Annotated in this window: 18 protein-coding genes; 9 read left to right on the top strand and 9 right to left on the bottom strand. The window is 67.2% G+C overall.

Features of this window, described 5'->3' with window-relative positions:
* Nucleotides 1–51: 51 nt before the first annotated feature.
* A complete protein-coding gene (acnA, locus tag HLH29_RS04265; RefSeq protein ID WP_182964771.1) occupies nucleotides 52–2,745 on the bottom strand; it encodes an aconitate hydratase AcnA in 2,694 nt (897 codons plus the stop codon).
* 251 nt (nucleotides 2,746–2,996) lie between these two features.
* On the opposite strand from acnA, the gene ccmA reads away from it, so the two are divergent.
* The 3 genes from ccmA to HLH29_RS04250 are packed head-to-tail and all read left to right on the top strand — an operon-like array spanning nucleotide 2,997 to nucleotide 5,533.
* Entirely contained in the window at nucleotides 2,997–3,641 is a 645-nt protein-coding gene (ccmA, locus tag HLH29_RS04260; RefSeq protein ID WP_182964876.1) for a heme ABC exporter ATP-binding protein CcmA, read from the top strand.
* 11 nt (nucleotides 3,642–3,652) lie between these two features.
* On the top strand, nucleotides 3,653–4,333 hold the full coding sequence (gene ccmB, locus HLH29_RS04255) for a heme exporter protein CcmB (RefSeq protein WP_182964875.1): 681 nt from the start codon (nucleotides 3,653–3,655) through the stop codon (nucleotides 4,331–4,333).
* Nucleotides 4,334–5,533, top strand: a complete 1,200-nt coding sequence (locus tag HLH29_RS04250) for an acyltransferase family protein (RefSeq protein ID WP_182964770.1) — start codon at nucleotides 4,334–4,336, stop codon at nucleotides 5,531–5,533. It abuts the gene before it with no gap.
* Here HLH29_RS04250 and HLH29_RS04245 read toward each other — a convergent pair whose 3' ends face one another.
* Both HLH29_RS04245 and HLH29_RS04240 read right to left on the bottom strand, forming a co-directional pair.
* Nucleotides 5,534–5,710, bottom strand: a complete 177-nt coding sequence (locus HLH29_RS04245) for a hypothetical protein (protein ID WP_170222018.1) — start codon at nucleotides 5,708–5,710, stop codon at nucleotides 5,534–5,536.
* Nucleotides 5,711–6,059: 349 nt separating this feature from the next.
* Complete coding sequence (locus HLH29_RS04240; RefSeq protein ID WP_182964769.1) at nucleotides 6,060–7,190, bottom strand: type III PLP-dependent enzyme; 1,131 nt, start codon at nucleotides 7,188–7,190, stop codon at nucleotides 6,060–6,062.
* 318 nt (nucleotides 7,191–7,508) lie between these two features.
* Between HLH29_RS04240 and HLH29_RS04235 the strand changes: the two genes are divergently transcribed.
* On the top strand, nucleotides 7,509–8,432 hold the full coding sequence (locus HLH29_RS04235) for a YihY/virulence factor BrkB family protein (RefSeq protein ID WP_408871942.1): 924 nt from the start codon (nucleotides 7,509–7,511) through the stop codon (nucleotides 8,430–8,432).
* Between the two features lie 80 nt (nucleotides 8,433–8,512).
* Here HLH29_RS04235 and HLH29_RS04230 read toward each other — a convergent pair whose 3' ends face one another.
* The gene (locus tag HLH29_RS04230; RefSeq protein ID WP_246373775.1) at nucleotides 8,513–9,157 is read right to left on the bottom strand and encodes a septal ring lytic transglycosylase RlpA family protein; all 645 of its coding nucleotides are present in this window, start codon (nucleotides 9,155–9,157) and stop codon (nucleotides 8,513–8,515) included.
* A gap of 313 nt (nucleotides 9,158–9,470) precedes the next feature.
* On the opposite strand from HLH29_RS04230, the gene aroQ reads away from it, so the two are divergent.
* From aroQ to accC, 3 genes are read left to right on the top strand one after another with little or no spacing between them, the layout of a single operon-like run.
* Nucleotides 9,471–9,929, top strand: a complete 459-nt coding sequence (aroQ, locus tag HLH29_RS04225) for a type II 3-dehydroquinate dehydratase (RefSeq protein WP_182947759.1) — start codon at nucleotides 9,471–9,473, stop codon at nucleotides 9,927–9,929.
* Nucleotides 9,926–10,366 carry an acetyl-CoA carboxylase biotin carboxyl carrier protein gene (locus HLH29_RS04220; protein WP_182964767.1) on the top strand — a complete coding sequence of 147 codons (441 nt, stop codon included), beginning with the start codon at nucleotides 9,926–9,928 and terminating at the stop codon, nucleotides 10,364–10,366. The genes aroQ and HLH29_RS04220 overlap by 4 nt, the downstream gene beginning before the upstream one ends.
* A 1-nt stretch (nucleotide 10,367) precedes the next feature.
* Nucleotides 10,368–11,711 carry an acetyl-CoA carboxylase biotin carboxylase subunit gene (gene accC, locus HLH29_RS04215; RefSeq protein WP_182964766.1) on the top strand — a complete coding sequence of 448 codons (1,344 nt, stop codon included), beginning with the start codon at nucleotides 10,368–10,370 and terminating at the stop codon, nucleotides 11,709–11,711.
* A 163-nt stretch (nucleotides 11,712–11,874) separates the two neighbouring features.
* Here the strand turns inward: accC and HLH29_RS04210 are convergent, their stop codons facing one another.
* The 4 genes from HLH29_RS04210 to HLH29_RS04195 form a co-directional block, all read right to left on the bottom strand.
* Entirely contained in the window at nucleotides 11,875–14,103 is a 2,229-nt protein-coding gene (locus HLH29_RS04210; RefSeq protein WP_182964765.1) for an FUSC family protein, read from the bottom strand.
* Nucleotides 14,104–14,267: 164 nt separating this feature from the next.
* Nucleotides 14,268–14,798 carry an adenine phosphoribosyltransferase gene (locus HLH29_RS04205; RefSeq protein ID WP_182964764.1) on the bottom strand — a complete coding sequence of 177 codons (531 nt, stop codon included), beginning with the start codon at nucleotides 14,796–14,798 and terminating at the stop codon, nucleotides 14,268–14,270.
* Between the two features lie 139 nt (nucleotides 14,799–14,937).
* Nucleotides 14,938–16,269 carry a multidrug effflux MFS transporter gene (locus HLH29_RS04200; protein ID WP_182964763.1) on the bottom strand — a complete coding sequence of 444 codons (1,332 nt, stop codon included), beginning with the start codon at nucleotides 16,267–16,269 and terminating at the stop codon, nucleotides 14,938–14,940.
* A 179-nt stretch (nucleotides 16,270–16,448) separates the two neighbouring features.
* Nucleotides 16,449–17,141: a TVP38/TMEM64 family protein gene (locus HLH29_RS04195; protein WP_338030172.1), complete on the bottom strand. Its 693-nt coding sequence runs from the start codon at nucleotides 17,139–17,141 to the stop codon at nucleotides 16,449–16,451.
* 164 nt (nucleotides 17,142–17,305) lie between these two features.
* Between HLH29_RS04195 and HLH29_RS04190 the strand changes: the two genes are divergently transcribed.
* Nucleotides 17,306–18,406: a COX15/CtaA family protein gene (locus HLH29_RS04190; protein ID WP_182964762.1), complete on the top strand. Its 1,101-nt coding sequence runs from the start codon at nucleotides 17,306–17,308 to the stop codon at nucleotides 18,404–18,406.
* Nucleotides 18,407–18,600: 194 nt separating this feature from the next.
* Here HLH29_RS04190 and treA read toward each other — a convergent pair whose 3' ends face one another.
* Entirely contained in the window at nucleotides 18,601–20,412 is a 1,812-nt protein-coding gene (gene treA, locus HLH29_RS04185) for an alpha,alpha-trehalase TreA (RefSeq protein ID WP_408871941.1), read from the bottom strand.
* Nucleotides 20,413–20,644: 232 nt separating this feature from the next.
* Between treA and tldD the strand changes: the two genes are divergently transcribed.
* A complete protein-coding gene (gene tldD / locus HLH29_RS04180) occupies nucleotides 20,645–22,105 on the top strand; it encodes a metalloprotease TldD (RefSeq protein ID WP_182964761.1) in 1,461 nt (486 codons plus the stop codon).

The following is a 22,105-nucleotide window of genomic DNA, read 5'->3' as shown; positions in this document are numbered from 1 at the left end:
CCGGGAAAACCCGGGCCGGCGCCAGACTCATCAAACGAAAGAAGAGACCGTTCAGGCAGCTTTGGTCATCCCACGCAGCACATACTGGAGGATACCACCATGCCGGTAATACTCGACCTCGTCCAGCGTATCGACGCGGCAGAGCAGCGGCACCGTTTCCTTGGTGCCGTCGGCGCGGGTGATTTCCATGTCGATCGTCATCCGCGGGGTGATGGTCTCCAGCCCCTTGATGTCGATGATTTCATCACCCTTCAGGTTCAGCGACTTGCGCGTCGTGCCGTCCTTGAACAGCAGGGGCAGAACGCCCATGCCGACCAGGTTGGACCGATGGATGCGCTCGAAGCTCTCGGCGATCACGGCGCGAACACCCAGCAGCAGGGTGCCCTTCGCCGCCCAGTCGCGCGACGAACCCATGCCGTATTCCTTGCCGCCGAACACGACCAGGGGCACGCCCTCGGCCTTGTACTCCATCGCGACATCGTAGATCGAGCCTTCCTTCCCGTCGGGGAAATGCTTGGACAGGCCACCTTCGGTGCCCGGCAGCATCTCGTTCTTGATGCGGATGTTCGCGAAGGTGCCACGGACCATGATGCGGTCGTTGCCGCGACGCGAACCGTAGGAGTTGAAGTCCCTCGCCGAGACCTGATGCTCTTTCAGGTAGACGCCAGCCGGCGAGCTTTCCTTGATCGAGCCGGCCGGGGAGATATGGTCGGTGGTGATGTTGTCGCCCAGCAGCGCCAGGACGCGGGCACCCACGATGTCGCCCTTCGGCTTCGGCTCCGGCGTAATGTCCTGGAAGTACGGCGGGTCCTGCACGTAGGTCGAGGTCGGATCCCACTTGTAGGTCTCGGAACCGGTCGCGACCTTCAGGGCCTGCCACTCCTTGGTGCCCTTGCTGATCTGGCTGTAGCGCTTGATGAACTCTTCACGGTTGATCGAGGAACCGATCAGGTCCGCGATCTCCTTGTTGGTCGGCCAGATGTCCTTCAGATAGACCGGTTTGCCGTCCTTGGAGGTGCCGAGCGACGCGGTGGTGATGTCCTCGCGCATCGTGCCGAGCAGCGAGTACGCGACCACCAGCGGCGGGCTGGCCAGGTAGTTGGCGCGCACGTTGGGCGAAATGCGGCCTTCGAAGTTACGGTTGCCCGACAGCACCGACACGGCGACCAGCTTGTTGCCTTCGATCGCATCCACGATGTGGGACTCGAGCGGGCCGGAATTGCCGATACAGGTCGTGCAGCCATAGCCGACGGTGTTGAAGCCCATCGCGTCGAGCTCTTCCGTCAGGCCGGCGCGGTCCAGATAGTCGGTCACGACCTGCGAGCCCGGCGCCAGCGACGTCTTCACCCACGGCTTCGGCTTCAGGCCGAGCGCGCGCGCCTTCTTCGCCACCAGGCCCGCCGCGATCAGCACCGCCGGGTTGGAGGTGTTGGTGCACGAGGTAATGGCCGCGATCACCACGTCGCCGTGGCCGATCTCGTAGTTCGTGCCGGCCACCTTGGCCTTCTTGTGCGCATCGGCGGCGGGAACGCCCAGGCCGCCGGTCAGCTCGGTTTCGAACGCGCTGGTCGCGTCCTTCAGCGTCACGCGGTCCTGCGGGCGCTTCGGGCCGGCCAACGACGGCACGACGGTCGCCAGGTCCAGTTCCAGCGTGTCGGTGAACACCGGCTCATGCGATTCCGCGGTGCGGAACATGCCCTGGGCCTTCAGATATTCTTCCGTCAGCTTGATGCGGTGTTCGTCACGGCCGGTCTGGCGCAGATAGTCCAGCGTCAGATGGTCGACCGGGAAGAAGCCGCAGGTCGCGCCATATTCCGGCGCCATGTTGGCGATCGTCGCGCGATCGGCAACCGGCAGATGGTCCAGCGCCGGGCCGAAGAATTCGACGAACTTGCCGACGACGCCCTTCTTGCGCAGCATCTGGGTAACGGTCAGCACCAGGTCGGTGGCCGTCGCGCCCTCGGGCAGCTTGCCCGTCAGCTTGAAGCCGATGACGTCGGGGATGAGCATCGCGATCGGCTGGCCAAGCATCGCGGCCTCGGCCTCGATACCGCCCACGCCCCAGCCCAGCACGCCCAGGCCGTTGACCATCGTCGTGTGGCTGTCGGTGCCGTACAGCGTGTCGGGATAGACGTAGCTCTTGCCGTCGACGTCGGCCGTCCACGCGACCTGGGCGATATACTCCAGGTTCACCTGATGGCAGATGCCCGTGCCCGGCGGCACGACCGAGAAATTCTCGAACGCTTCCTGGCCCCAGCGCAGGAACGCATAACGCTCGCCATTACGCTCGAACTCGATGGTGACGTTCTTCTGCAGCGCGTCCGGCGTGCCGGCCACGTCCACCATCACCGAATGGTCGATGACGAGGTTGACGGGCACCAGCGGGTTCACCTTCTGCGGGTCGCCATTCAGCTTCAGGATACCGTCGCGCATCGCGGCCAGATCGACCACGGCGGGCACGCCGGTGAAGTCCTGCATCAGGATGCGCGAGGGCTTGAAGGGAACTTCCTTCGCGCTGCTGCCTTCCGGCAGCCAGCCGGCAATCGACTTGGCATCGTCGACGCTGTACGACCGGCCGTCTTCGAAGCGCAGGATGTTCTCCAGCAGCACCTTCAGGCTCACCGGCAGGCGCGTCACATCGCCGATGGTCTTCTCAGCTTCCGGGATCGAGAAATAATGGTACGTCTTGCCGTCGACATTAAGCGTACGGCCTGTCTTGATTGAATCGTGCCCAACCGACTTCATTGGTTTTTCCTCCGTGGCGTCAGCAACGGATTATCCAATTGGGGCACGTGCTCCGCATATGAAGGCGGTGTGTTCCCTCTGGACAACCGGCTTGATCTCCCAACGGTCGTAGAACATACCCGGACGCAGTGACGACACAAGCTGGCCCCGGTAACAAGAACGCGGGAACACGCCTCCGCCGCCGTGCCGCCGCCGCCGACCCCAATCCGAGGACGATCGCCATTCCTGCCTCCCGCTCCCCCGCCGGCCCCTTGCTGAATGTCGAAAACATCTCTGTTTTCAGAGGGGAAAGACTGGTTCTCGACGGTGTCGGGCTGCAGCTGGACGCCGGCGGGGCCCTGCTGCTGACCGGGCCCAACGGCGCAGGAAAGTCGACCCTGCTCCGCGTTCTCGCCGGATTGCGCAAACCGGAAGGCGGCCATGTGCTATGGGCGGGTATCGACGCCCTGGCCGACCGCACGGCCCATGCCGCGCGGGTGGCCTATCTCGGCCATCAGGACGCGCTGAAGCCCGGCCTGACCCTGCGCGAAAACCTCGCCCTGCCCGCCCGCGCGGCGGGGTCGGACCCGAAACAGGCCATGGAGGCACTCGATCTTCTGCCACTGGCCGACCTGCCGGCCCGCATGCTCTCGGCCGGGCAGAAGCGTCGCGCCGCGCTGGCGCGCGTGATGCTGGCCCGCGCACCGCTCTGGCTGCTCGACGAACCCAGCCTGGGGCTGGACACAAGCTCCATCGGGCTGCTGGAAGCCCTGTTTCACGCCCATCGCGAGACTGGCGGAATCATAATCGCAACCACCCATGTTCCCCTGCCCCTGCCCGATGCGCGGACCCTGGACCTGCCGGGCGTGAGCGGCCTGGAAACCATGGAAGAGATGGACATGGAGTCGTGGTCATGAAGGCCGAGGGCATGCAGGCCTCCCTCCCCGCCCTGCTGGCGGCCGTCATCGGGCGCGACCTGCGGCTGGCACTGCGCCACGGCGCCGACACGCTGGGCGCGGTGCTGTTCTTCATCCTCGCGGGCGCGCTGTTTCCCCTCGCCCTCGGCCCGTCGCCGGACCTGCTGCGCCACATGGCCCCCGGCATCGTCTGGGTCTGCGCCCTGCTGGCCGCATTGCTGCCGCTGGACCGCCTGTTCGGATCGGAACTGGAAGACGGCTCGCTGGACCAGCTCATGCTGTCCGGGCTGCCGCCCGCCCTCGTGGCGCTGGCCAAGATGATCGCGCACTGGCTCACCACCGGCCTGCCGCTGCTGCTGGCAGCCGCCCCGCTGGCCATCATGCTGGGCCTGCCGCTGCCGGTCCTGCCGATCCTGCTGGGCGGGTTGGCACTGGGCACCGCCGTCCTGTCGCTGATCGGCGGCATGGCGGCGTCCATCGTGCTGGGCGCGCGCCGGGGCGGCGTGCTGCTGCCCCTGCTGGTGCTGCCGCTGGCTACCCCCGCCCTCATCTTCGGCGCGGCCGCGCTCGACGCCGCACAGACCGGCCTCTCCTGGCGGCCCGACCTGGAACTTCTGGGTGCCTTCCTCGCCGGCGCGCTCCCGCTCTGCCCGCTGGCCGCCGGCGCCGGCCTGCGGGCCGCCGTCGAATAGATGACCAACGCCGCCTCCGGAACCGGCACGCTCGACGGCCGCAATCCCGGCATCGACCTCGTGCGCGGCGCGTCGATCCTTCTCGTCGTCTCGCACCACATGGCGCTGCGGATTCCCCTGGCGAAGACCGGCCTCGCCGGAATCGTCCCCCTGCCGCTCCTGCGCCTCTTCAGCTGGTTCGGCTACGAAGCGGTGTTCCTGTTCTTCGTCGTGTCGGGCTTCCTCGTCACCAGCCACACGATCCGGCGCTGGGGCTCCCTGTCCACGCTGGACCCGCGCGCCTTCTACGCCCGCCGGCTGGCCCGCATCGCACCCTGCCTGCTGGCCCTGGTCGCCATCCTCTCCGTGCTCGACCTGTTCGGCGTGCCCAACTACACCATCACCCGCGCCGACCAGACCCTGCCGCGCGCGATCGTCTCCGCCCTGACCATGCACCTGAACTGGTATGAAGGGCACACGGGTTACCTGCCCGGCGGCTGGGACGTGTTGTGGTCCCTGTCGATCGAGGAACTCTTCTATCTGGGCTTTCCAGCCCTCTGCCTCTGCCTGGCAGGCATCCCTCGCCTGCGCACCAGCCTGTTCGCCCTCCTCGCTCTGTCGCTGCCGCTCGCCCTCGACGCCCTGGCCAACGCTCCGGAGATCTGGCGGGAAAAGGCTTACCTGCCCGGACTCGCAGCCATCGCCACCGGTGTCTGCGCGGCGGTGACGGTCGCCGGCCGCCCCACTCCGCGTCCGGGCATCGTCAACGCAACGGGCTGTTTCGCCCTTCTGGCGCTGCTGGCCGTCTTCCTGAAGGAAAATGCGCTCTGGAGCCTGCTGGGCAATATGACGATGCTGGTGCTGACACTCGGCTGCGCCCTGCTGCTGGTCGCCTTCCAGTGGGGCTGGGGGCGACACCGCCTGATGCGCGGCACACGATGGCTGCGCTCCTACGGCTTCATGAGCTACGAAATCTACCTGACCCACATGTTCGTGGTGTTCCCGCTCGTCGGCCTGTTCCACCTCAGCGGCGGCGACATGCGCACCGGCTGGCTCTGGTTTCCGCCCGCCTTCGCCCTGTCCTGGCTGCTGGGATGGGCGACCGACAGGCTGGTCTCGACACCAGCCAATCGCCTGCTTCGGGGGTGGCTTCAGGTCGGGGCGCCGCCCCGAACCCCGCCAAAGGGCATCGCCCTTTGGAAACCCAATCGCGATGCGTAATTACTGGATGCTGTCACCCTCGCGCCGGCTGGTCCGCATAAGCCAGTCGATCTGATTACGGACCTTCAGCCAGAACAGAACATCGTCAGGCAGATCCTGATCCAGACAGCGGGCGATATGACGCATCGTCATGCCACGCGCACCATCGCCACACACGACGATGAGAGAATGCGCCATCGCCCGGACGCTGACCTTTTCCCGCGCGTGAGCCTGCGATCTTTCCAGCATAGCTGCCTCGACCGTTGATGATGATCCACATGAGGAAGAAACCGGCTGACCCATGGAAATGGATCGTTCCCGTACCAGCGTCACGAGACAGCCCATACAAAACAGGACCTCTCCGGTCCTGCTTCTGCATACCGGAACGCTTTGGGTCAACCGGCGACCACCGCACAGAAACCCCCAGGAAGATGGTTTTATTATGACTGCCGACACCCCTCGAACGCAAAACCCGTCGCCAGAGGCGACGGGTTTCACAAAGATGCCTGCCACCGGAAGCCACCCGCGAAAGGGGGAGCCGCCAGCTTCAGATATAATGCTCGGTCAGCGGCGCAAAACCATTGAACCGGGTCGAGCAGTAGGTCGAGACATACGCCCCGGTCGACAGCAGTTCGATCCGGTCGCCCGACGCCAGATCCAGCGGCAGGGCGTAGGGCGCCTTTTCGTACATGATATCGGCACCGTCGCAGGTCGGGCCGGCAATCGCCACCTTACCCGTGGCGCTACCATCATGCGGCGTGCGGATGCCGTAGCGGATCGACTCGCCCTCGGTCTCGGCCAGACCGCCGAAACGACCGATATCGAGATAGACCCAGCGCGTATCGTCCTTCAGCCCGCGATTGGTCACCAGCACGACCTCGGACGACACCACGCCGGCATCGCCGACGATGAAGCGCCCGGGTTCGACGATCATCTCCGGCAGATCGTTGCCGAAATGCTCGGTCATCGCATGGCTGATCGCCAGCGCGAACCGGTCGATCTCCGGCACATCCTCGCGATAGCGGATCGGGAAGCCGCCGCCCAGATTGACCATGCGCAGGTTCAGCCCCGCCGCGGCCAGGTCGGTGAACAGCATGCCGACCCGCGCGATCGCGGCTTCGTACGCATCGGTCGTCGTCTGCTGGCTGCCGACATGGAACGACAGGCCATACGGGTCCAGCCCCAGCGCGCGGGCGCGCAGCATCAGGTCGCGCGCACTGTCCAGCGTCGTGCCGAACTTGCGCGACAGCGGCCATTCCGCGCCCTCGTTCTCGACGATCAGGCGGCAATAGACGCGCGATCCCGGCGCATGGCGGGCCAGCTTTTCCAGTTCCTCGATGCAGTCGAAAGCATACATCGTCACACCGGCCGCATGGGCATTGGCAATCGCCGACACCTTCTTGACGGTGTTGCCGAACGAAATGTCCTGCGCCTGCGCACCCGCATCGAGGCACATGCGGATCTCTTCCCACGACGCGGCGTCGAAGGCCGAGCCCAGCGACACCAGCCGGCGCAGAATGGCTTCCGCCGGATTGGCCTTCACGGCATAATAGATGCGCGCCAGCGGCAGCACATCGTGCAGCGAGCGATAGCGGGCCTCGACGCGGTCGACATCGACGACGAGGCAGGGCGTGGCGGGAGCATGCTCCGCCAGAAAATGGGCGATTTTGGGAGTCATCGCACCCAAATCCCTTCTGTGAAATCCATCCGGAACTTGCGCCGGACAGGTGTTGCGAAACGGTCTAACGGACCAGCGACCAGAACCGGGCCCTGAAGGGCCCCCAATTGCCAGAACGCTTGACGTCGTTGCGTAACCTCAGAGGGCCAGTGGCACGTGCGTTGTTGCGTGGAGAGCGCATATGGGGGCAAAGCACCTTGCGCGCAACAGAAAAATCGTCCCCTGCGCATGTTTTTTCGTTAGGTAGTGCAAACCCGCCGGGCAATGGCCGCCCACCACGGGGCGCACGCCGCCCCACACCCGACCGACGGAGCGAACTTGATCGTCCTGCAGCCAGACAAACCCGATCATCTTGCCGATACGACCCCTGATCTGAGGCGACTCTGGCGGCCGGTCCTGCGCCGCATGCTCCATAACCTGACATCGGACCAGATCACCCTGGCCGCGGCGGGATGCGCGTTCTATGCGACGCTGTCCCTGTTCCCGGCCATCAGCACCCTGATCTCGATCTACGGGCTGGTGCTGGACCCGGACACGGTGGAGCCGCAACTCGACCTGCTGCGGCACCTGCTGCCGCCCTCGGCCTTCACCCTGATCGGCGAACGGATCCACACGCTGGCGGCCGAGCCCCATTCGTCGCTGACACTCAACCTGATCATCTCCACCACCATCGCACTATGGTCGGCCTCGGCCGCCACGCGCTCGATCATCGCTGCCGTCAATATCGCCTATGGCACCACCGAGACACGGGGCTTCATTCGGTTCCAGATGGTGGCGCTGGGCATGACACTGTGCGCGATCTGCGGCGCGGTGCTGACGCTGGCGGTCATGGTGGCACTGCCGGTCCTGATCAATTTCATCCCCGAACGGCTGGGCCTGGCACCGCCGCCCTGGTCGATCGAACTGCTGGTGCAGATGGGCGGCCCGCTGCTGCTGCTGCTGTTCGTCCTCGTGGCCTGCACGCTGCTCTACCGGCTCGGGCCCAGCCGCCCCGCCGTCCCGTGGCGCCGCATCCTGCCCGGCTCCTGTGCGGCAACCCTGATCTGGATCGTCACCTCGGTCGGGGTTTCGTACTATATCGGCACCATTGCCACCTACAACGCCACGTACGGGCCATTGGGCGCGGTGGTGGCGACGATGATGTGGTTCTTCGTGACCGCCTATGTCGTCATGCTGGGCGCGGAACTGAACGCGGGGCTGGAAGAGGAGATGGAACAGGCCCGCTCCGCCAAGCTCCAGTAACAAATCCCAGTAACAGGCGGTTTCAAAAGCCCCGCTGGCGACGGCAAGGCTGGCCCCCGCCGGCGACCAATACCAACCGGTCAGTGGCGGTGGGCGGCGTCCGTCGCGCGGCGCACCGCATGCGGCCCTGCGGCGGCAATCGCGTCCGCGCTGCTGTCCGAGGCTTCAGCCTGCGCGACTTCAACGGGCGAAGCCGGCTGAATCACGACATGAGCGGTCCCGGCATTGAGCATCCCCAGCTGTGCCGCCGCGGCGGGGGACAGGTCGATGATGCGGCGGCCGAGGAACGGGCCACGGTCATTCACCGTCACCACCACCGAACGACCGGTATCCTGCGAGCGCACCAGCACCCGCGTCCCCATCGGCAGGGTCGGATGCGCGGCCGTCAGCGCCCTGGGGTCGAAATTGCTGCCCGACGAGGTCCGGCGCACCACCTCATGCCGGGGACGGCGCGCATGGCCATACCAGCTGGCCACCCCCTGCTCGGACCAGGCAAGCGCGGACCGGCTGGCGGCCGCCAACGCATGCGACCGCCGCGCCAGCGCCGCGTGGACCGAGGCCGCCCACGCCGTCACGGGGCGGCCATCGGCCCCCAGGGCCTGGGCATCGGACACTTCTGCATCGGACGATGCGCGCACCGGCGCCGTATCCGCTCCCTCATGGGCACAGGCGGCCGACACGAAGAAAACGAGGCAGAGCAGCGACAGCATCGCCTGGCCACCCATTCGCATTCCTCGTCGTGTCCGGTGCAGTTCCAATGCGCTTTCAGTCCTCTTCGGATCAATCAGCCAGTATCGGGTCACAATAAAGCAGTCCCGCGACCGTTGAGTCCAGTTTTTTCCATCACGATACCGGCGCAGCAGTCCGAGAAGATTCGGCGCCGCCCCGGTTTTCCCGTGCCGCCGGCATTTGCACCGTCAATTATGGCAATTTTCAGCCTTCATTACTGCCGCCCCGATACAGGCCTGCGACCGGGCGGCCGCGCCGGCCATGATCATTCTCTTGGAACCGGCCGAAGGTCGTGCTACGGCGCCTGTGATGATAAAGCGCCCTCTGATCGCGGTCCTGAACGGGCCCAACCTGAACATGCTCGGAATGCGCCAGCCCGAAGTCTATGGTCGCGCGACCCTGGACGACGTGGAACAGATCTGCATCCAGGCCGCCGAGCGCCTGGATGTCGCCATCGACTTCCGCCAGACCAACGGCGAGGGCGAGCTGGTGTCGTGGGTGCAGGAATGCCGCAACCGCGCGCAGGGGATCGTTATCAATCCGGCCGCCTACGGCCACACTTCAATCGCCCTGCTCGACGCGCTCCTGGCCGTCGAGCTGCCGGTGATCGAGGTCCATATCTCCAACATTCACCGCCGCGAAGAATTCCGCCATCATACCTATTGCTCCCGGGCCGCCGCAGGAATCATCTGCGGTCTGGGCGTGCGTGGCTATGCAATGGCGCTTCAGGCGATGACAGACATGATTCTGGACGAGAACGATCGATGAGCCGACTGCTCGTGGACGCGGATGCCATTCGGGCATTGGCTGAAATTCTGACCGAAACCGGCCTGACCGAGATCGAGATCGCGGAGAAGGACAACCGCATCCGCGTTGCCCGCGCCGCGCCCGGCGTGGTCCATGCCGTGCCGGCGGCGGCTCCCCTCGCCGCCCCGGCCGCCGCCGCCGCGCCGGCCGACCCGGCCAAGCATCCGGGCGCAGTCACCAGCCCGATGGTCGGCGTGGCCTATCTGACGCCCGACCCCAGCGCCCCCCCCTTCGTCACCGAAGGACAGAGCGTCACCGCCGGACAGACCCTGATGCTGATCGAGGCGATGAAGACCTTCAACCAGATCAAGGCCCCCCGCGCCGGCACGCTGAAGCAGCTGCTGGTCGTGTCGGGCGATCCGGTCGAGTTCGGCGAAGTCCTGGCCATCATAGAGTAAGATGTTTTCCAAGATCCTCATCGCCAATCGTGGCGAAATCGCCCTGCGGGTCCTGCGCGCGTGCCGCGAAATGGGGATCCGTACGGTCGCGGTCCATTCCACGGCCGATACCGACGCCATGCATGTGCGCCTGGCGGACGAAGCCGTGTGCATCGGGCCGCCGGCCTCGCGTGACTCGTACCTGAACGTCGCCGCCATCCTGTCGGCCGCGACCATCACCGGGGCCGACGCGATCCATCCGGGCTACGGGTTCCTGTCCGAGAACGCCGATTTCGCCGAGACGGTCGAGGCCCATGGCCTGGCCTTCATCGGGCCGACCGGCCAGCACATCCGGATGATGGGCGACAAGATCACCGCCAAGACGACCATGCGGGCGCTGGGCGTACCGCTGGTGCCCGGCTCGGACGGCGCGCTGGCCAGCCTGGACGAGGCCCGCGCGGTGGCCGAGCAGGTCGGCTATCCGGTGCTGATCAAGGCCGCCGCCGGCGGCGGCGGGCGCGGCATGAAGGTCGCCCGGACCGCCGACGAGCTGGCCGAGGCCTGGAGCGTCGCCCGGACCGAAGCCCGTGCCGCCTTCGGCAATGACGAGGTCTATCTCGAAAAATACATGGACCGGCCCCGGCATATCGAGCTGCAGATCCTGGCCGATACCCATGGCGACGTCGTGCATTTCGGCGAGCGCGACTGCTCGCTCCAGCGGCGCCACCAGAAGCTGCTGGAAGAAGCGGGCTCGCCGGCCCTGACCGCCGAGCAGCGCGACGCGATCGGCGCCACCGCCACGGCGGCGCTGCGCAAGCTGGGCTACCGCAACGCCGGCACGCTGGAATTCCTGTATCAGGACGGCCAGTTCTGCTTCATCGAGATGAACACCCGCCTGCAAGTGGAACATCCGGTGACGGAAATGCTCTGCGACGTCGACCTGGTGCGCGAGCAGATCCGCATCGCCGCCGGCGAACCGCTGGGCTACGAGCAGTCGGACATCCGCTTCAGCGGCCACGCCATCGAGTGCCGAATCAATGCCGAGGACCCGGCAACCTTCATGCCCACCCCCGGCACGGTGACGGTCTATCATCCGCCCGGCGGCCTGGGCGTGCGCATCGACAGCGCGCTCTATGCCGGCTATCGCGTGCCGCCCTACTACGACAGCATGATCGGCAAGCTGATCGTCCACGCCCCCACCCGGGCCGAGGCGATCGCACGGATGCGCCGCGCGCTGGACGAATTCGTGATCGACGGCGTCAAGACGGTGATCCCCCTGCACCGCAAGATCCTCGACGACCCCGAATTCCAGAAAGGCGACTACACCATCCACTGGCTGGAACGCTTCGTCGCCGCGCAGGGTTAAAGGCCAGGGCTCTGCCCTGGACCCGGCAGGGCCTGAGGCCCTGCACCCCAATCATTTGATAACGAATGGGTTTCCAAAGGGCATCTGCCCTTTGGTGGGTCAAGGGCAAAGCCCTTGACAGCGCGATCCCATGCACCGATCCCTCGACGAATCGCCCTCCTGATCAGCCGAAAGCGGTATCCAGATACGGACTCGACGCGTCGAAGAACATTCGGTTGGTGTCCAGCTCGTAGGAAATCACGTTCAGGCTGGCCAGGGCGCGGTCCATTTCCATCCGCACGCCCAGATTGTCTTCGTGCCCGGCCTGGGCTGCGATCCGCTGGCTGGCCAGCTTGGCCGCGCGCGCGGTGCGACCGTAATGGCCGCCATAGCGGCCGCTGAACTGCTCCATGCGGCCCATCATGGCCTCGATCACCTGGGTAGCAGCGACCGGTAGCAGGTTGCGCGCCAGGATGCGGCGCAGGCGGATGATGTTCAGACCGATCGTCATCGCCGAGAGCGTGCCTTGCAGATAGGCGTCGATCACCGGCTCCGGCGTCTCGCCGGCATTGGTCAGCAGGCGCACGAAACGGTCCACGTTCCGTTCGACCACGAAGATGGTGGTCGGCAGGCTGGGCGCCCGCGCCACATGCCGCAGCCCCTTCAGGATCTCGCTGCGCATCTGCCAGCGCATGGCATTGGTATCGTTGGGCAGCACCAGCCGGAACGACCACATCGCGTACCACAGCGCCAGGACCAGCGGCATGGCGGTATTGAAGAAGGTGACTTCGTCCAGCCGCCCCTGATTGTCCGGGCCGACGAGAATGGGCAGGAACAGATTATAGGACACGGCGGCCAGGATGATGGTCGGATAGGCGAACGCCAGCCCGCCCGCCAGCATCGGCAGGCTGAGGCACAGGGCCAGGACTTCGAACGTCGACGGCGTCGCCAGCGTCCACAGCACCAGCACCGCCGATACCCCCACCGCCCACAGCGCCCCGGTCAGGAAGGCCTGCGTCGCCAGCGCCGGCTTCTCCAGCGTCGAGAACAGGCTGCACACGATCGAGACGAACATCAGGAACAGCAGCCCGACCGACCAGCCGGTGGCAATCCAGATCACCCCGGCACCGAAGATCGTGATCGACGCACGCAGGCTGTTGGCGCCCGCCAGCCGCCAGTCGCGGAACGTCTTGATGCGATAATGGAAATGATCGTGCGGCAGGGGGTGCAGGCTGGCCTCGAACTGGGTGATCGCCCCTTCCAGATCCTCCAGCATCGCATCCAGCGCGTGATGCAGCATACGCTGCCATTGCAGGCCGCGCGCCTCGTCCTCGCTCGCCGGGGCCCGGCTGTCGCTGCCCATCTCCTCACCCAGCGAATCCGCGATCGCCTGGCGGCAGGTGGCGCGCAATCCCGCCAGTTGCAGCAGGCTGGGCTGGATATCGCCGGCCTGCAGCCGCGCGGGCAGGGCCAGCAGGAACGTCCGCACGGATGCGGCCGTCGTGCCGAAGACATCGCCCTCCACATGGCCGGGCATGTGCAGCAGCGCCGACAGGTCCAGCCCGCGTGACAGCAGCACCGCCACGCGCGCCAGCGCGGCGCGGGCATGGTCGCCCTCATGCCCGTGATGGCGGCCCAGTTCCACCTCGGCGAACTCGATCTGGTCGCTCAACGTGGTGATGGTCGAAAACACGCCCCGCGCGCGTGTCAGGGCCTGCCCGTCGCCCCCCAGCAGGTCCGACAGCGCGCGGGCGGCGCCGTCGATGGCGGTCAGGAAATTGTGCGACAGCCGGTCGCGCGCCCGCTCGCCCAGCCGGAACTGGAACAGCGAGGAGACCGAGCTTTCCAGCACGATGCCCAGCACAATATAGGTCGCGCGCGCCATGGCGATCTGGAAGATATGTTCCGGGTCGGCAATGCCGTCCAGGGCGATGATGGCATAGGTGAAGCCGCTGGCCCGCATCCCGTGGATGCGATAGTTGGTCATGGTCGCCGGCCCCGGCAGCAGCGTGCCCACGAAGCAGAACAACCCGATCCCGACCGCCAGCAGCAGGATGAACAGCAGCGGCTGCTGCGGGCAGGCCGCCACCAGCGCCACGGCGAAGATCGTGCCGACGACCATGCCGAACAGATGCCAGCGCGCCTTGGCCACGCTCTTGCCGCGCGTGCCCTGCGCGACCATCCACACCGTCAGGGCCGCCCATTGGGGGCTGCCCAGTTCCCACCACAGCGCGATGCCCAGGGCGATCAGCGAGGTGATCGTGGTCCGCACCGCATAGCCGAATGTCAGCAGGTCGGGGGCGAAGAGCCAGCGCAGACGGTCCTGCCGGCGGGGAACCCCCGACCAGAGCTGGGACCAGAGATCGCGCAGCCGGGCCAGATCAGGGGTCAGCGACGGCTCGCGACTATTCATCCCGGCATCCATGCTCCGCACTGCGCCCGCCGCCGGACGACGGTTTCACGTCCTCTCTTAAATCACCATTAGATCACCACGCCATCCGCCGACAGTACAGGGAACCGAATAACAGAGGTCACGAAACCGCATTCCCCCGGCCGCCGAAGCGGCCGGGGACAGCGTCATTCGTCGTACGAGACCAGGGCCTTGACCGGCACATCCAGCCGCGCCCGCCCGCCCAGCGCGGTCAGTTCCACCAGCACCGAGGCCCCCACGACATTCGCGCCGACCTTGCGCAGCAGCGCGACCGAGGCCGCGAGCGTGCCGCCGGTCGCCAGCAGGTCGTCCATCACCACCACCCGCTGGCCGGGCACGATGGCGTCGGCCTGGATGTGCAGCGTGTCGCTGCCATATTCCAGCTCGTAGGAATGCGAGACCGTCTCGCCCGGCAGCTTGCCCGGCTTGCGCAGCATCACCAGGCCGCAGCCCAGCCGGCTGGCCAGCGGGGCGGCGGTCAGGAACCCGCGGGATTCGATGGCGGCCAGCATGTCCGGCGCCCAGGGGGCGACCGCATGCGTCACCCGCCCCATCGCCACCTGCCACGCATCCGCGTTCCGCATCAGGGTGGAGATATCGTAAAACAGGATACCCGGCTTCGGAAAATCCGGAATGCCGCGAATGTGCTGCTTCAGGTCCATCGTGGCGGTCGTCATGTCCGTATCCAAATCCATCCCGTAATAAACCGAATTCCATGGCGAAAGCCGGCCAGGACCTGTCGTCCGGGCCGGAAAAACCGCCATGCTGTAGCTAGCCCGCCGCCGCCATCGCCCGCAAGCCCGGCGGCAGCCGGCATCAATGGATCAGGGGCGGGGCGCCCGGTGCCTCTCCATCCATATGGACTGCCTCGGCTGTCTCGGCCGCCGGGCGCGCGGGCCGCAGCAGGACCATCAGCAGCATGATGACGGCCCCCATCAGCATCACGCCCGCCATCGGCACCGGCGTGGTGCGCGGCAGCATGCCGACAAAGGCGCCGGCGAGGGCACCCAGCACATATTGCAGCGTGCCGATGAAGGCCGAGGCGCTGCCCGCCTGGCGCGGATGGTCGGCCATCGCCCCCACGGCCGCATTCGGCCCGATGATGCCGGTCGTGCCCAGCGCGACCATCATCGCCAGGATCAGCGGCACCAGGGCGATCCCGTGCGGCACCGCCCCACCCCGGATCGCAAACGCCATGACGACCGACACCACCAGCATCCCCACCGTGCCCAGCACGGCGGTACCCACCGACATGCCGAGAATCCGCCCGGCATCGATCCGCCCCACCAGCACGCCATTGAGCTGCGAGGCCCCGATCATGCAGGCGGCGAACACCCCGAACAGCATGCCGAACCCGGCCGGCGTGAAGCCGAAAAGATGGATGAAGACCGAAGGCGCCGCCGACAGGTAGGTGAACGACATGAAAGCACCGAATCCGGCAATCATGGCATTGGTGATGAACCCCCGGTCGCGCGCCAGCGTCACATAACGGGTGGCCAGCGCAAGCGGGGAGAGGATGCTGCGCTCGCGCTCCGGCAGGGTTTCGGGCAGCACCCGCGCCACCAGCACGGTACAGATCAGCCCATAGGCCGCCGAGGCCCAGAAGATCGACCGCCAGGAGGTGAAGGACAGCACGAAGCCGCCGAGCGTCGGCGCCAGCACCGGCACCACCCCCATGACCAGCACCAGCCGCGACATCAGGCGCGCGGCCTCGTTGCCGTAGGAGATGTCGCGCACGCAGGCGCTGGGAATCACCAGGCTGGCCGACGCCCCCAGCGACGCCAGCAGGCGAAAGCTGGAAAAGGTCCAGATATCGCCCGCCATGGCGCAGCCGACCGAGGCCAGCGTATAGATCAGCGTGCCGAGCAGCATGGGCATGCGCCGCCCGAACCGGTCGGACAGCGGCCCCATCGTGATCTGCCCGATCGCCAGGCCGACGAACCAGATCGCCAGGGTCATTTCCGCCGAGCCCGCCGGGGCGTGCAGCGACGCTTCCAGCGCCGGGAAGGCGGGAAGGTAGATATCCGTCGATACCGGCCCCACAGCCGTCAGAAACCCAAGCAGGATGGCGATCCAGTTCATGGGCCGGGAAGCGGAGGCGGTGGCAGGGGCATCGTCGGATCTCGCGGCTATCGCGGATGGCGCCATCAGCGGCACTCCATATAGAGATCGTCGGGACCTACTATCTCAGCGTGTCACCGTTTTTCATCATATAAATACTGTAAGGCTGCATTTCGCCGGACGCTGTGCATACGCGCAACAGCCCCCGGCAAGGCGGCCCGTGTCCCCGGATCAGACGGGCGGAACAGGGCTACAAAATGGCACCTTCACGGCACCTCCGGGGCATTGTCCCGCGACGCCATGCGCCGCGCCAGCCACAGGCCCAGCGCGCCGGCCCCGGCGAAGAGCACCGCCGCCAGCGCCACCTGCCAGCCATGGCCGATCCGCGCCCCACCGCCCAGCAGCACGAACACCACCGTCTGCGGCAGGCTGCCCAGCAGCGTCGCCAGCACGAACGGCACGAATCCAGCCCCCGAAACCCCGGCCAGCAGGTTGAGCATCAGGGCCGAGCCCACGGGCAGCAGGCGGATGGTCAAGATGGCGGTGAAGGGATGCGCCGTGACAAACCCGTCCAGCCGGGCCAGGCGCCCGGCCAGTCGCCGCCGCACGCTGGCCCGCCCCACCCCGCGCGCCCAGCCGAACCCGCTGACCGCCCCCGCCAGCGTGGCAAGGCTGGCCAGCACGATGCCCTCGGCCGTGCCATAGGACACGCCGGCGGCAAAACAGACCAGTTGGCGCGGCAGCCCCACGGCACAGATCGCCGAACCCGCCAGCAGAAAGACCAGCCGCCCGCCCATGCCGTCGCGCAGCAGCGCGGTATCGCCCAGCACACCCCGCAGACCGGGCGCGTAGCGCAGGGCCAGCCCCACCGCCACGCAGGCGGCCACCATCAGCGCCGGCCGCACCAGCACGGCCAGCCCGTCGGCACGGGAAGACGGGGCAACGAGGCGATCGGTCACGCAGGGCGCCGGTCAGGACAGGGAAGGAAAGAGGCCACGGCGTCAGGTCCGATGCTGGAATCATTCATGGCGTGACGGGAGGCGCCGCGCCCAGGCGGGCAACGCATGGGCCATGCACTAGCATCGGCTTGCGACCGGCGGCAAGGCGGGTCTAAATCCACCTCATGTCCGCACACACCATCCCGCAATCCGCCGCCCGCCGCGACAGGGCCTCGTCCCTCTCGCCCCGCAACCGGCAGCGCATCTCCACCTGGCTGTTCGTCATCTGCTTCATGCTGATCGGCATGATCGCGCTGGGCGGCTATACCCGCCTGACGGGCTCGGGCCTGTCGATCATGGACTGGCGGCCGGTGACGGGCATGATCCCCCCGCTGTCCCATGCGGAATGGGAGCGCCAGTTCGCGCTGTACCAGACCATCCCGCAATACAAGATCCTGCATGACGGGTTCGGGCTGGCCGGGTTCCAGCAGATCTTCTGGGCGGAATGGACCCACCGGTTCTGGGGCCGGCTGATCGGGCTGGTGCTGCTGGTGCCGCTGATCTGGTTCGCGGTGACGGGCGCGCTGACACGCGGCCTGATCGCGCGGCTGCTGCTGTTCTTCGTGCTGGGCGGGCTGCAAGGGGCGGTGGGCTGGTTCATGGTCGCCTCGGGCTTCGACCAGAACAGCACGGCGGTGGAGCCGGTGCGGCTGGTGCTGCATCTGAGCTGCGCCTTCGCCCTCTATATCGCGATCCTGTGGACGGCGCTGTCGGTCCGCACGCCGGTCGCCCCCTTCATTCCCGCCACCGTCGCGGTGGTGCGGACCAAGCGCCTGGTCTGGTGCGCCACGTTCCTGATCGGCCTCACCATCATCGCCGGCGGCTTCACCGCCGGCACGCATGCGGGCTTCGCCTACAACACCTTCCCGCTGATGGAAGGGCACCTGATCCCGCAGGGCTATGCCAAGCTGTCGCCGTTCTGGATGAACTGGTTCGCCAACATTCCCGCCGTCCAGTTCGACCACCGGCTGCTGGCGACGGTGACCGCGCTGGTCATCGGCGGCACCGTGCTGAGCGGCCTGCGCACGCCGCAACTGGGCAAGAAGGCGCAGGATATCCTGATGCTCCTGGGCTGGGCGGTGCTGATCCAGTACGCGCTGGGCGTCACCACCCTGCTGCTGGTCGTGCCCGCCTGGGCCGGCACCATGCACCAGACCTGGGGCGCCGTCCTGCTGACCGTCGCCATCGTGGCGCTGCACCGCCTACGCGGCGTCGGCCGCGTCTGAGAGCCTGGGCGTAAATGCGCGCTGGCGGCGATCCGACGCGCGTTGCCTGCGCTCCGGTGCTCATGGCCATCAAGGCCACTCCGCTCCGATGCTCAAAAACACACGACGGGCGCGGCCCTTTGGGCCGCTCTCGCTCGCCAGCCCACATTTCCGCCCAGGCTCCCCAAGCCCCGCCCACGTTCCAGCCCGCATTTTCAGTCATGCGCTGAAGGCGGGGCGTTGGATGACGCAACGCTGGGCGGCGGCGCATTGGGCACCGGCACCGAGGGAGGAACGATGGCAGGATAGCGGTTCATCAGACCCAGCAGCGTGCCGTTGGTCCAGCCAAAGCCGATCTGCATCGGATATTCGCCGCCTCCCGCACCACCCATCGGGCTGACCGACGGGTCCACCACGTCGTATTTCTCCAGCAGCACGCCCGATTTCTGGTAGGTCGTGACCACCCGCGCCGTCCACCGGGCGGCGATCTCCCGCGCCAGATCGTCCTGCCCGTAGCGGGCCAGCCCCATGATGGCCATCCATTCCTCCGGCGCCCAGCCGTTCGGCGCATCCCATTGCTGGCCGGTGGCCTGCTCGGTCGTCACCAGCCCGCCCGCGCGCAACAGCCGGGCCCGCGCCGTCGCCGCCACCATGCGCGCCTGCTCGGGCGTCGCGGCCTCCAGGAACAGCGGCACCATCGTCGCCACCGACAGAACCGGCGACAGCGCCTGCTTTTTCCAATCGTAATCGAAGAACGCGCCCTGGGCCGGGTCCCACAATACGCGCCGGATGGCGGCGATCCGCTCGGTCGCCAGTTGGGCGTAGCGCTGCGCCTGCGCCTGGTCCCCCCGCAGGCCATAGGCATGGGCCAGCGTCTGCTGCAGATGCGCGATCAGGCTGTTCAGATCCACCGGCAGCAGGTCGGTGGTATGGATCGTGGTCAGCGTATGGCCGTCGGCCAGCCAGCGCGAGGAATAATCCCACCCGCTTTCCGCCCCGGCACGCAGGTTGCGATAGATCTCGGCGGCGGGCCGGTCGGACGCCGCGGCCGTGGCGATATCCTGCGGATAGCTCTCGTCGCGCGGCGTATCCCGGTCGTCCCAGTAACGGTTCATCACCGTTCCGTCCGCCAGGCGCACCACGCGGCGATGGGCGGTACCGGGCGCCAGCCCGTCGGCCCCCTCCATCCAATAATCATATTCGCGCTGTAGCTGCGGCAGGAAGTTCGTGTAGGCGCCCGGCCCGTCATGTCGCGCCAGCAGGTCGACCATCAGCGCGAAGAATGGCGGCTCGGACCGGCTGAGATAATAGGTGCGGCTGCCATTGGGCATGTGCCCGTAGCCGTCGATCAGCGAGGCGATGTCACGCACCGTCCCGCGCAGCAGGTCGAACCGCCCACTTTCCGACAGCCCGATCAGCGTGAAATAGGAATCCCAGTAATAAAGCTCGCGGAACCGCCCGCCGGGCACGACATAGGACTCCGGCAGCGGCAGCAGCGACGAATAGGCAGGCGGCCGGTCCGGCGGCCGGCTCAGCACATCCCACATCCCGTCGATATACTCGCGCACGCTTTCGTCCTGATGCCGGCGATAGGAGACCAGGCGCTGCTGCGGCACCAAGAAATGCTGAGCCACGAAACTGTTGAGGTCGAACCCCGATTGCGCCTTCGCCTGCTCATACGCCGCCAGCAGGTCGCCCGGCGCGCGGTCGGGCACGGCATCGGCCGCCGTCTTGGCATCGGCGAAGATATGGGCGGCGGAAATAGCGGCGAACAGCCCGTCCAACGCGATCGAGGGCGGCAGAAGGCCGGCGGCCGGCGCGATAACAGGCAGCGTCGCGGGCGCCGATGCGGGCGCGGGCGCCATGACGGGTTCCGCGACGGGCTCCGCCGACGCAGGCTGCATGACCGGCAGCGCCAGCCAGGCGGCCAGCAGCATCCCCCCGCGCGACATCGCGCGGCGGCGGCGGGGCATGGCGGAACCGCGACCGGGCCGGACGGCGCGTCGCACCGGAAGATGAAGCGTCACCAGTCGGGAAATCCTCGTTCGGTCAGCATGTTGGCAGGACAGAATGCCCTGCGGTGCCGAGGGCGCATAAGAAAAACGACCCGGATGGCGTGAAGTTCATCCCACGGACGGACGATGGCGGCACTGGTCAAGCGCACGCTTTCGCCCCACATCGGAATACGATTATGAATTCCGGCAGGGCACCACCCACCCTGCCCTCCCGTTCCCGCGCACCGTCCGGAGTCCGCCCCCGATGACCTTGACCGACCAGATCCTGAATCCGCTGACGGCGACCGACCGGCTGTTCTTCGACCGCGCGGGCGCCACGCTCGACCGGTCGGCGACCGAGGCGCTGGTGCGCCGCACGCTGGACGGCATGGATGACGGCGAACTGTTCCTGGAATATCGCGAGAGCGAATTCATCTCGCTGGATGACGGGGTGATCCGCACCGCCACCTTCGACACCTCGTCGGGCTTCGGCCTGCGCGCGATCCTGGGCGAGGAAACCGGCTTCGCCCATTCCGACGAGCTGAGCGAATCCGCCCTGAAACGTGCCGCCGACACGGTGACGCAGGTGCGCGCCGGCCGCTCCGGCACCATGGCGGCGGCCCCGCAGGCCACCAACCAGCGCCTGTATGGCGACGCCAACCCTCTGGGCGACACCGATTTCGCGTCGCGCGCCGCCCTCCTGTCGGCGCTGGACACCTACGCCCGCGGTCGCGATCCGCGCGTGGTGCAGGTTTCGGCCTCCCTGGCGGCAGAATGGCAGGCGGTGCAGATCGTCCGGGGCGACGGCACCCGCGTCGCCGACCTGCGCCCGCTGGTGCGGCTGAACGTGTCGGTGGTGGTGGAGCGCGACGGACGGCGCGAAAGCGGCGGCCACGGCATGGGCGGGCGCTATGCCTATACCCGCCTGCTCGACGAAGCGGTGTGGAAGGGCGCGGTAGACGAAGCCCTGCGCATGGCCCTGGTCAATCTCGATGCCGTGCCCGCCCCGGCCGGCGAGATGGAAGTGGTGCTGGGCGCCGGCTGGCCGGGCATCCTGCTGCACGAGGCCGTGGGCCATGGGCTGGAAGGCGATTTCAACCGCAAGGGCACCTCCGCCTTCGCCGGGCTGATGGGCCAGCGCGTGGCCGCCCCCGGCGTGACGGTGGTCGATGACGGCACCCTGCCCGAGCGGCGCGGCAGCCTGACGGTCGATGACGAGGGCACGCCCTCCGGCCGCACGGTGCTGATCGAGGACGGCATCCTGACCGGCTATCTGCAGGACCGGATGAACGCGCGGCTGATGGGCGTGCGCCCCACCGGCAACGGGCGGCGCCAGTCCTACGCCCATGCGCCGATGCCGCGCATGACCAACACCATCATGCTGGGCGGCAACGCCACCACCGAGGAGATGATCCGCTCCACCAGACGCGGATTGTACGCCGTCAATTTCGGCGGCGGCCAGGTGGACATTACCTCCGGCAAGTTCGTCTTCGCGGCCTCGGAAGCCTATCTGATCGAGGACGGCCGCGTGACCACCCCGGTGCGCGGCGCCACCCTCATCGGCAACGGCGCCGACGCGATGGCCAAGATATCGATGATCGGCGGCGACATGGCCCTGGACCCCGGCATCGGCACCTGCGGTAAAAGCGGACAGGGCGTGCCGGTCGGCGTCGGCCAGCCGACCCTGAAGATGACCGGCCTGACGGTCGGCGGCACGGGAAAATAA

The sequence above is a fragment of the Gluconacetobacter tumulicola genome (assembly GCF_014174215.1).
GTDB classification, from domain to species: domain Bacteria; phylum Pseudomonadota; class Alphaproteobacteria; order Acetobacterales; family Acetobacteraceae; genus Gluconacetobacter; species Gluconacetobacter tumulicola.
The sequence above is the reverse complement of the archived record's forward strand: the minus strand, read 5'-3'. Positions and strand labels throughout refer to the sequence as shown.

Excerpts from the sequence above, each read along its gene's own strand:
- tldD (WP_182964761.1), top strand. The coding sequence starts at position 20,645 with ATGACCTTGACCGACCAGATCCTGAATCCGCTGACGGCGACCGACCGG.
- HLH29_RS04245 (WP_170222018.1), bottom strand. The coding sequence starts at position 5,710 with ATGGCGCATTCTCTCATCGTCGTGTGTGGCGATGGTGCGCGTGGCATG.
- aroQ (WP_182947759.1), top strand. The coding sequence starts at position 9,471 with ATGATAAAGCGCCCTCTGATCGCGGTCCTGAACGGGCCCAACCTGAAC.
- HLH29_RS04250 (WP_182964770.1), top strand. The coding sequence starts at position 4,334 with ATGACCAACGCCGCCTCCGGAACCGGCACGCTCGACGGCCGCAATCCC.
- HLH29_RS04230 (WP_246373775.1), bottom strand. The coding sequence starts at position 9,157 with ATGGGTGGCCAGGCGATGCTGTCGCTGCTCTGCCTCGTTTTCTTCGTG.
- ccmB (WP_182964875.1), top strand. The coding sequence starts at position 3,653 with ATGCAGGCCTCCCTCCCCGCCCTGCTGGCGGCCGTCATCGGGCGCGAC.
- HLH29_RS04210 (WP_182964765.1), bottom strand. The coding sequence starts at position 14,103 with ATGAATAGTCGCGAGCCGTCGCTGACCCCTGATCTGGCCCGGCTGCGC.
- acnA (WP_182964771.1), bottom strand. The coding sequence starts at position 2,745 with ATGAAGTCGGTTGGGCACGATTCAATCAAGACAGGCCGTACGCTTAAT.
- HLH29_RS04240 (WP_182964769.1), bottom strand. The coding sequence starts at position 7,190 with ATGACTCCCAAAATCGCCCATTTTCTGGCGGAGCATGCTCCCGCCACG.
- HLH29_RS04205 (WP_182964764.1), bottom strand. The coding sequence starts at position 14,798 with ATGACGACCGCCACGATGGACCTGAAGCAGCACATTCGCGGCATTCCG.
- HLH29_RS04190 (WP_182964762.1), top strand. The coding sequence starts at position 17,306 with ATGTCCGCACACACCATCCCGCAATCCGCCGCCCGCCGCGACAGGGCC.
- HLH29_RS04220 (WP_182964767.1), top strand. The coding sequence starts at position 9,926 with ATGAGCCGACTGCTCGTGGACGCGGATGCCATTCGGGCATTGGCTGAA.
- HLH29_RS04200 (WP_182964763.1), bottom strand. The coding sequence starts at position 16,269 with ATGGCGCCATCCGCGATAGCCGCGAGATCCGACGATGCCCCTGCCACC.
- accC (WP_182964766.1), top strand. The coding sequence starts at position 10,368 with ATGTTTTCCAAGATCCTCATCGCCAATCGTGGCGAAATCGCCCTGCGG.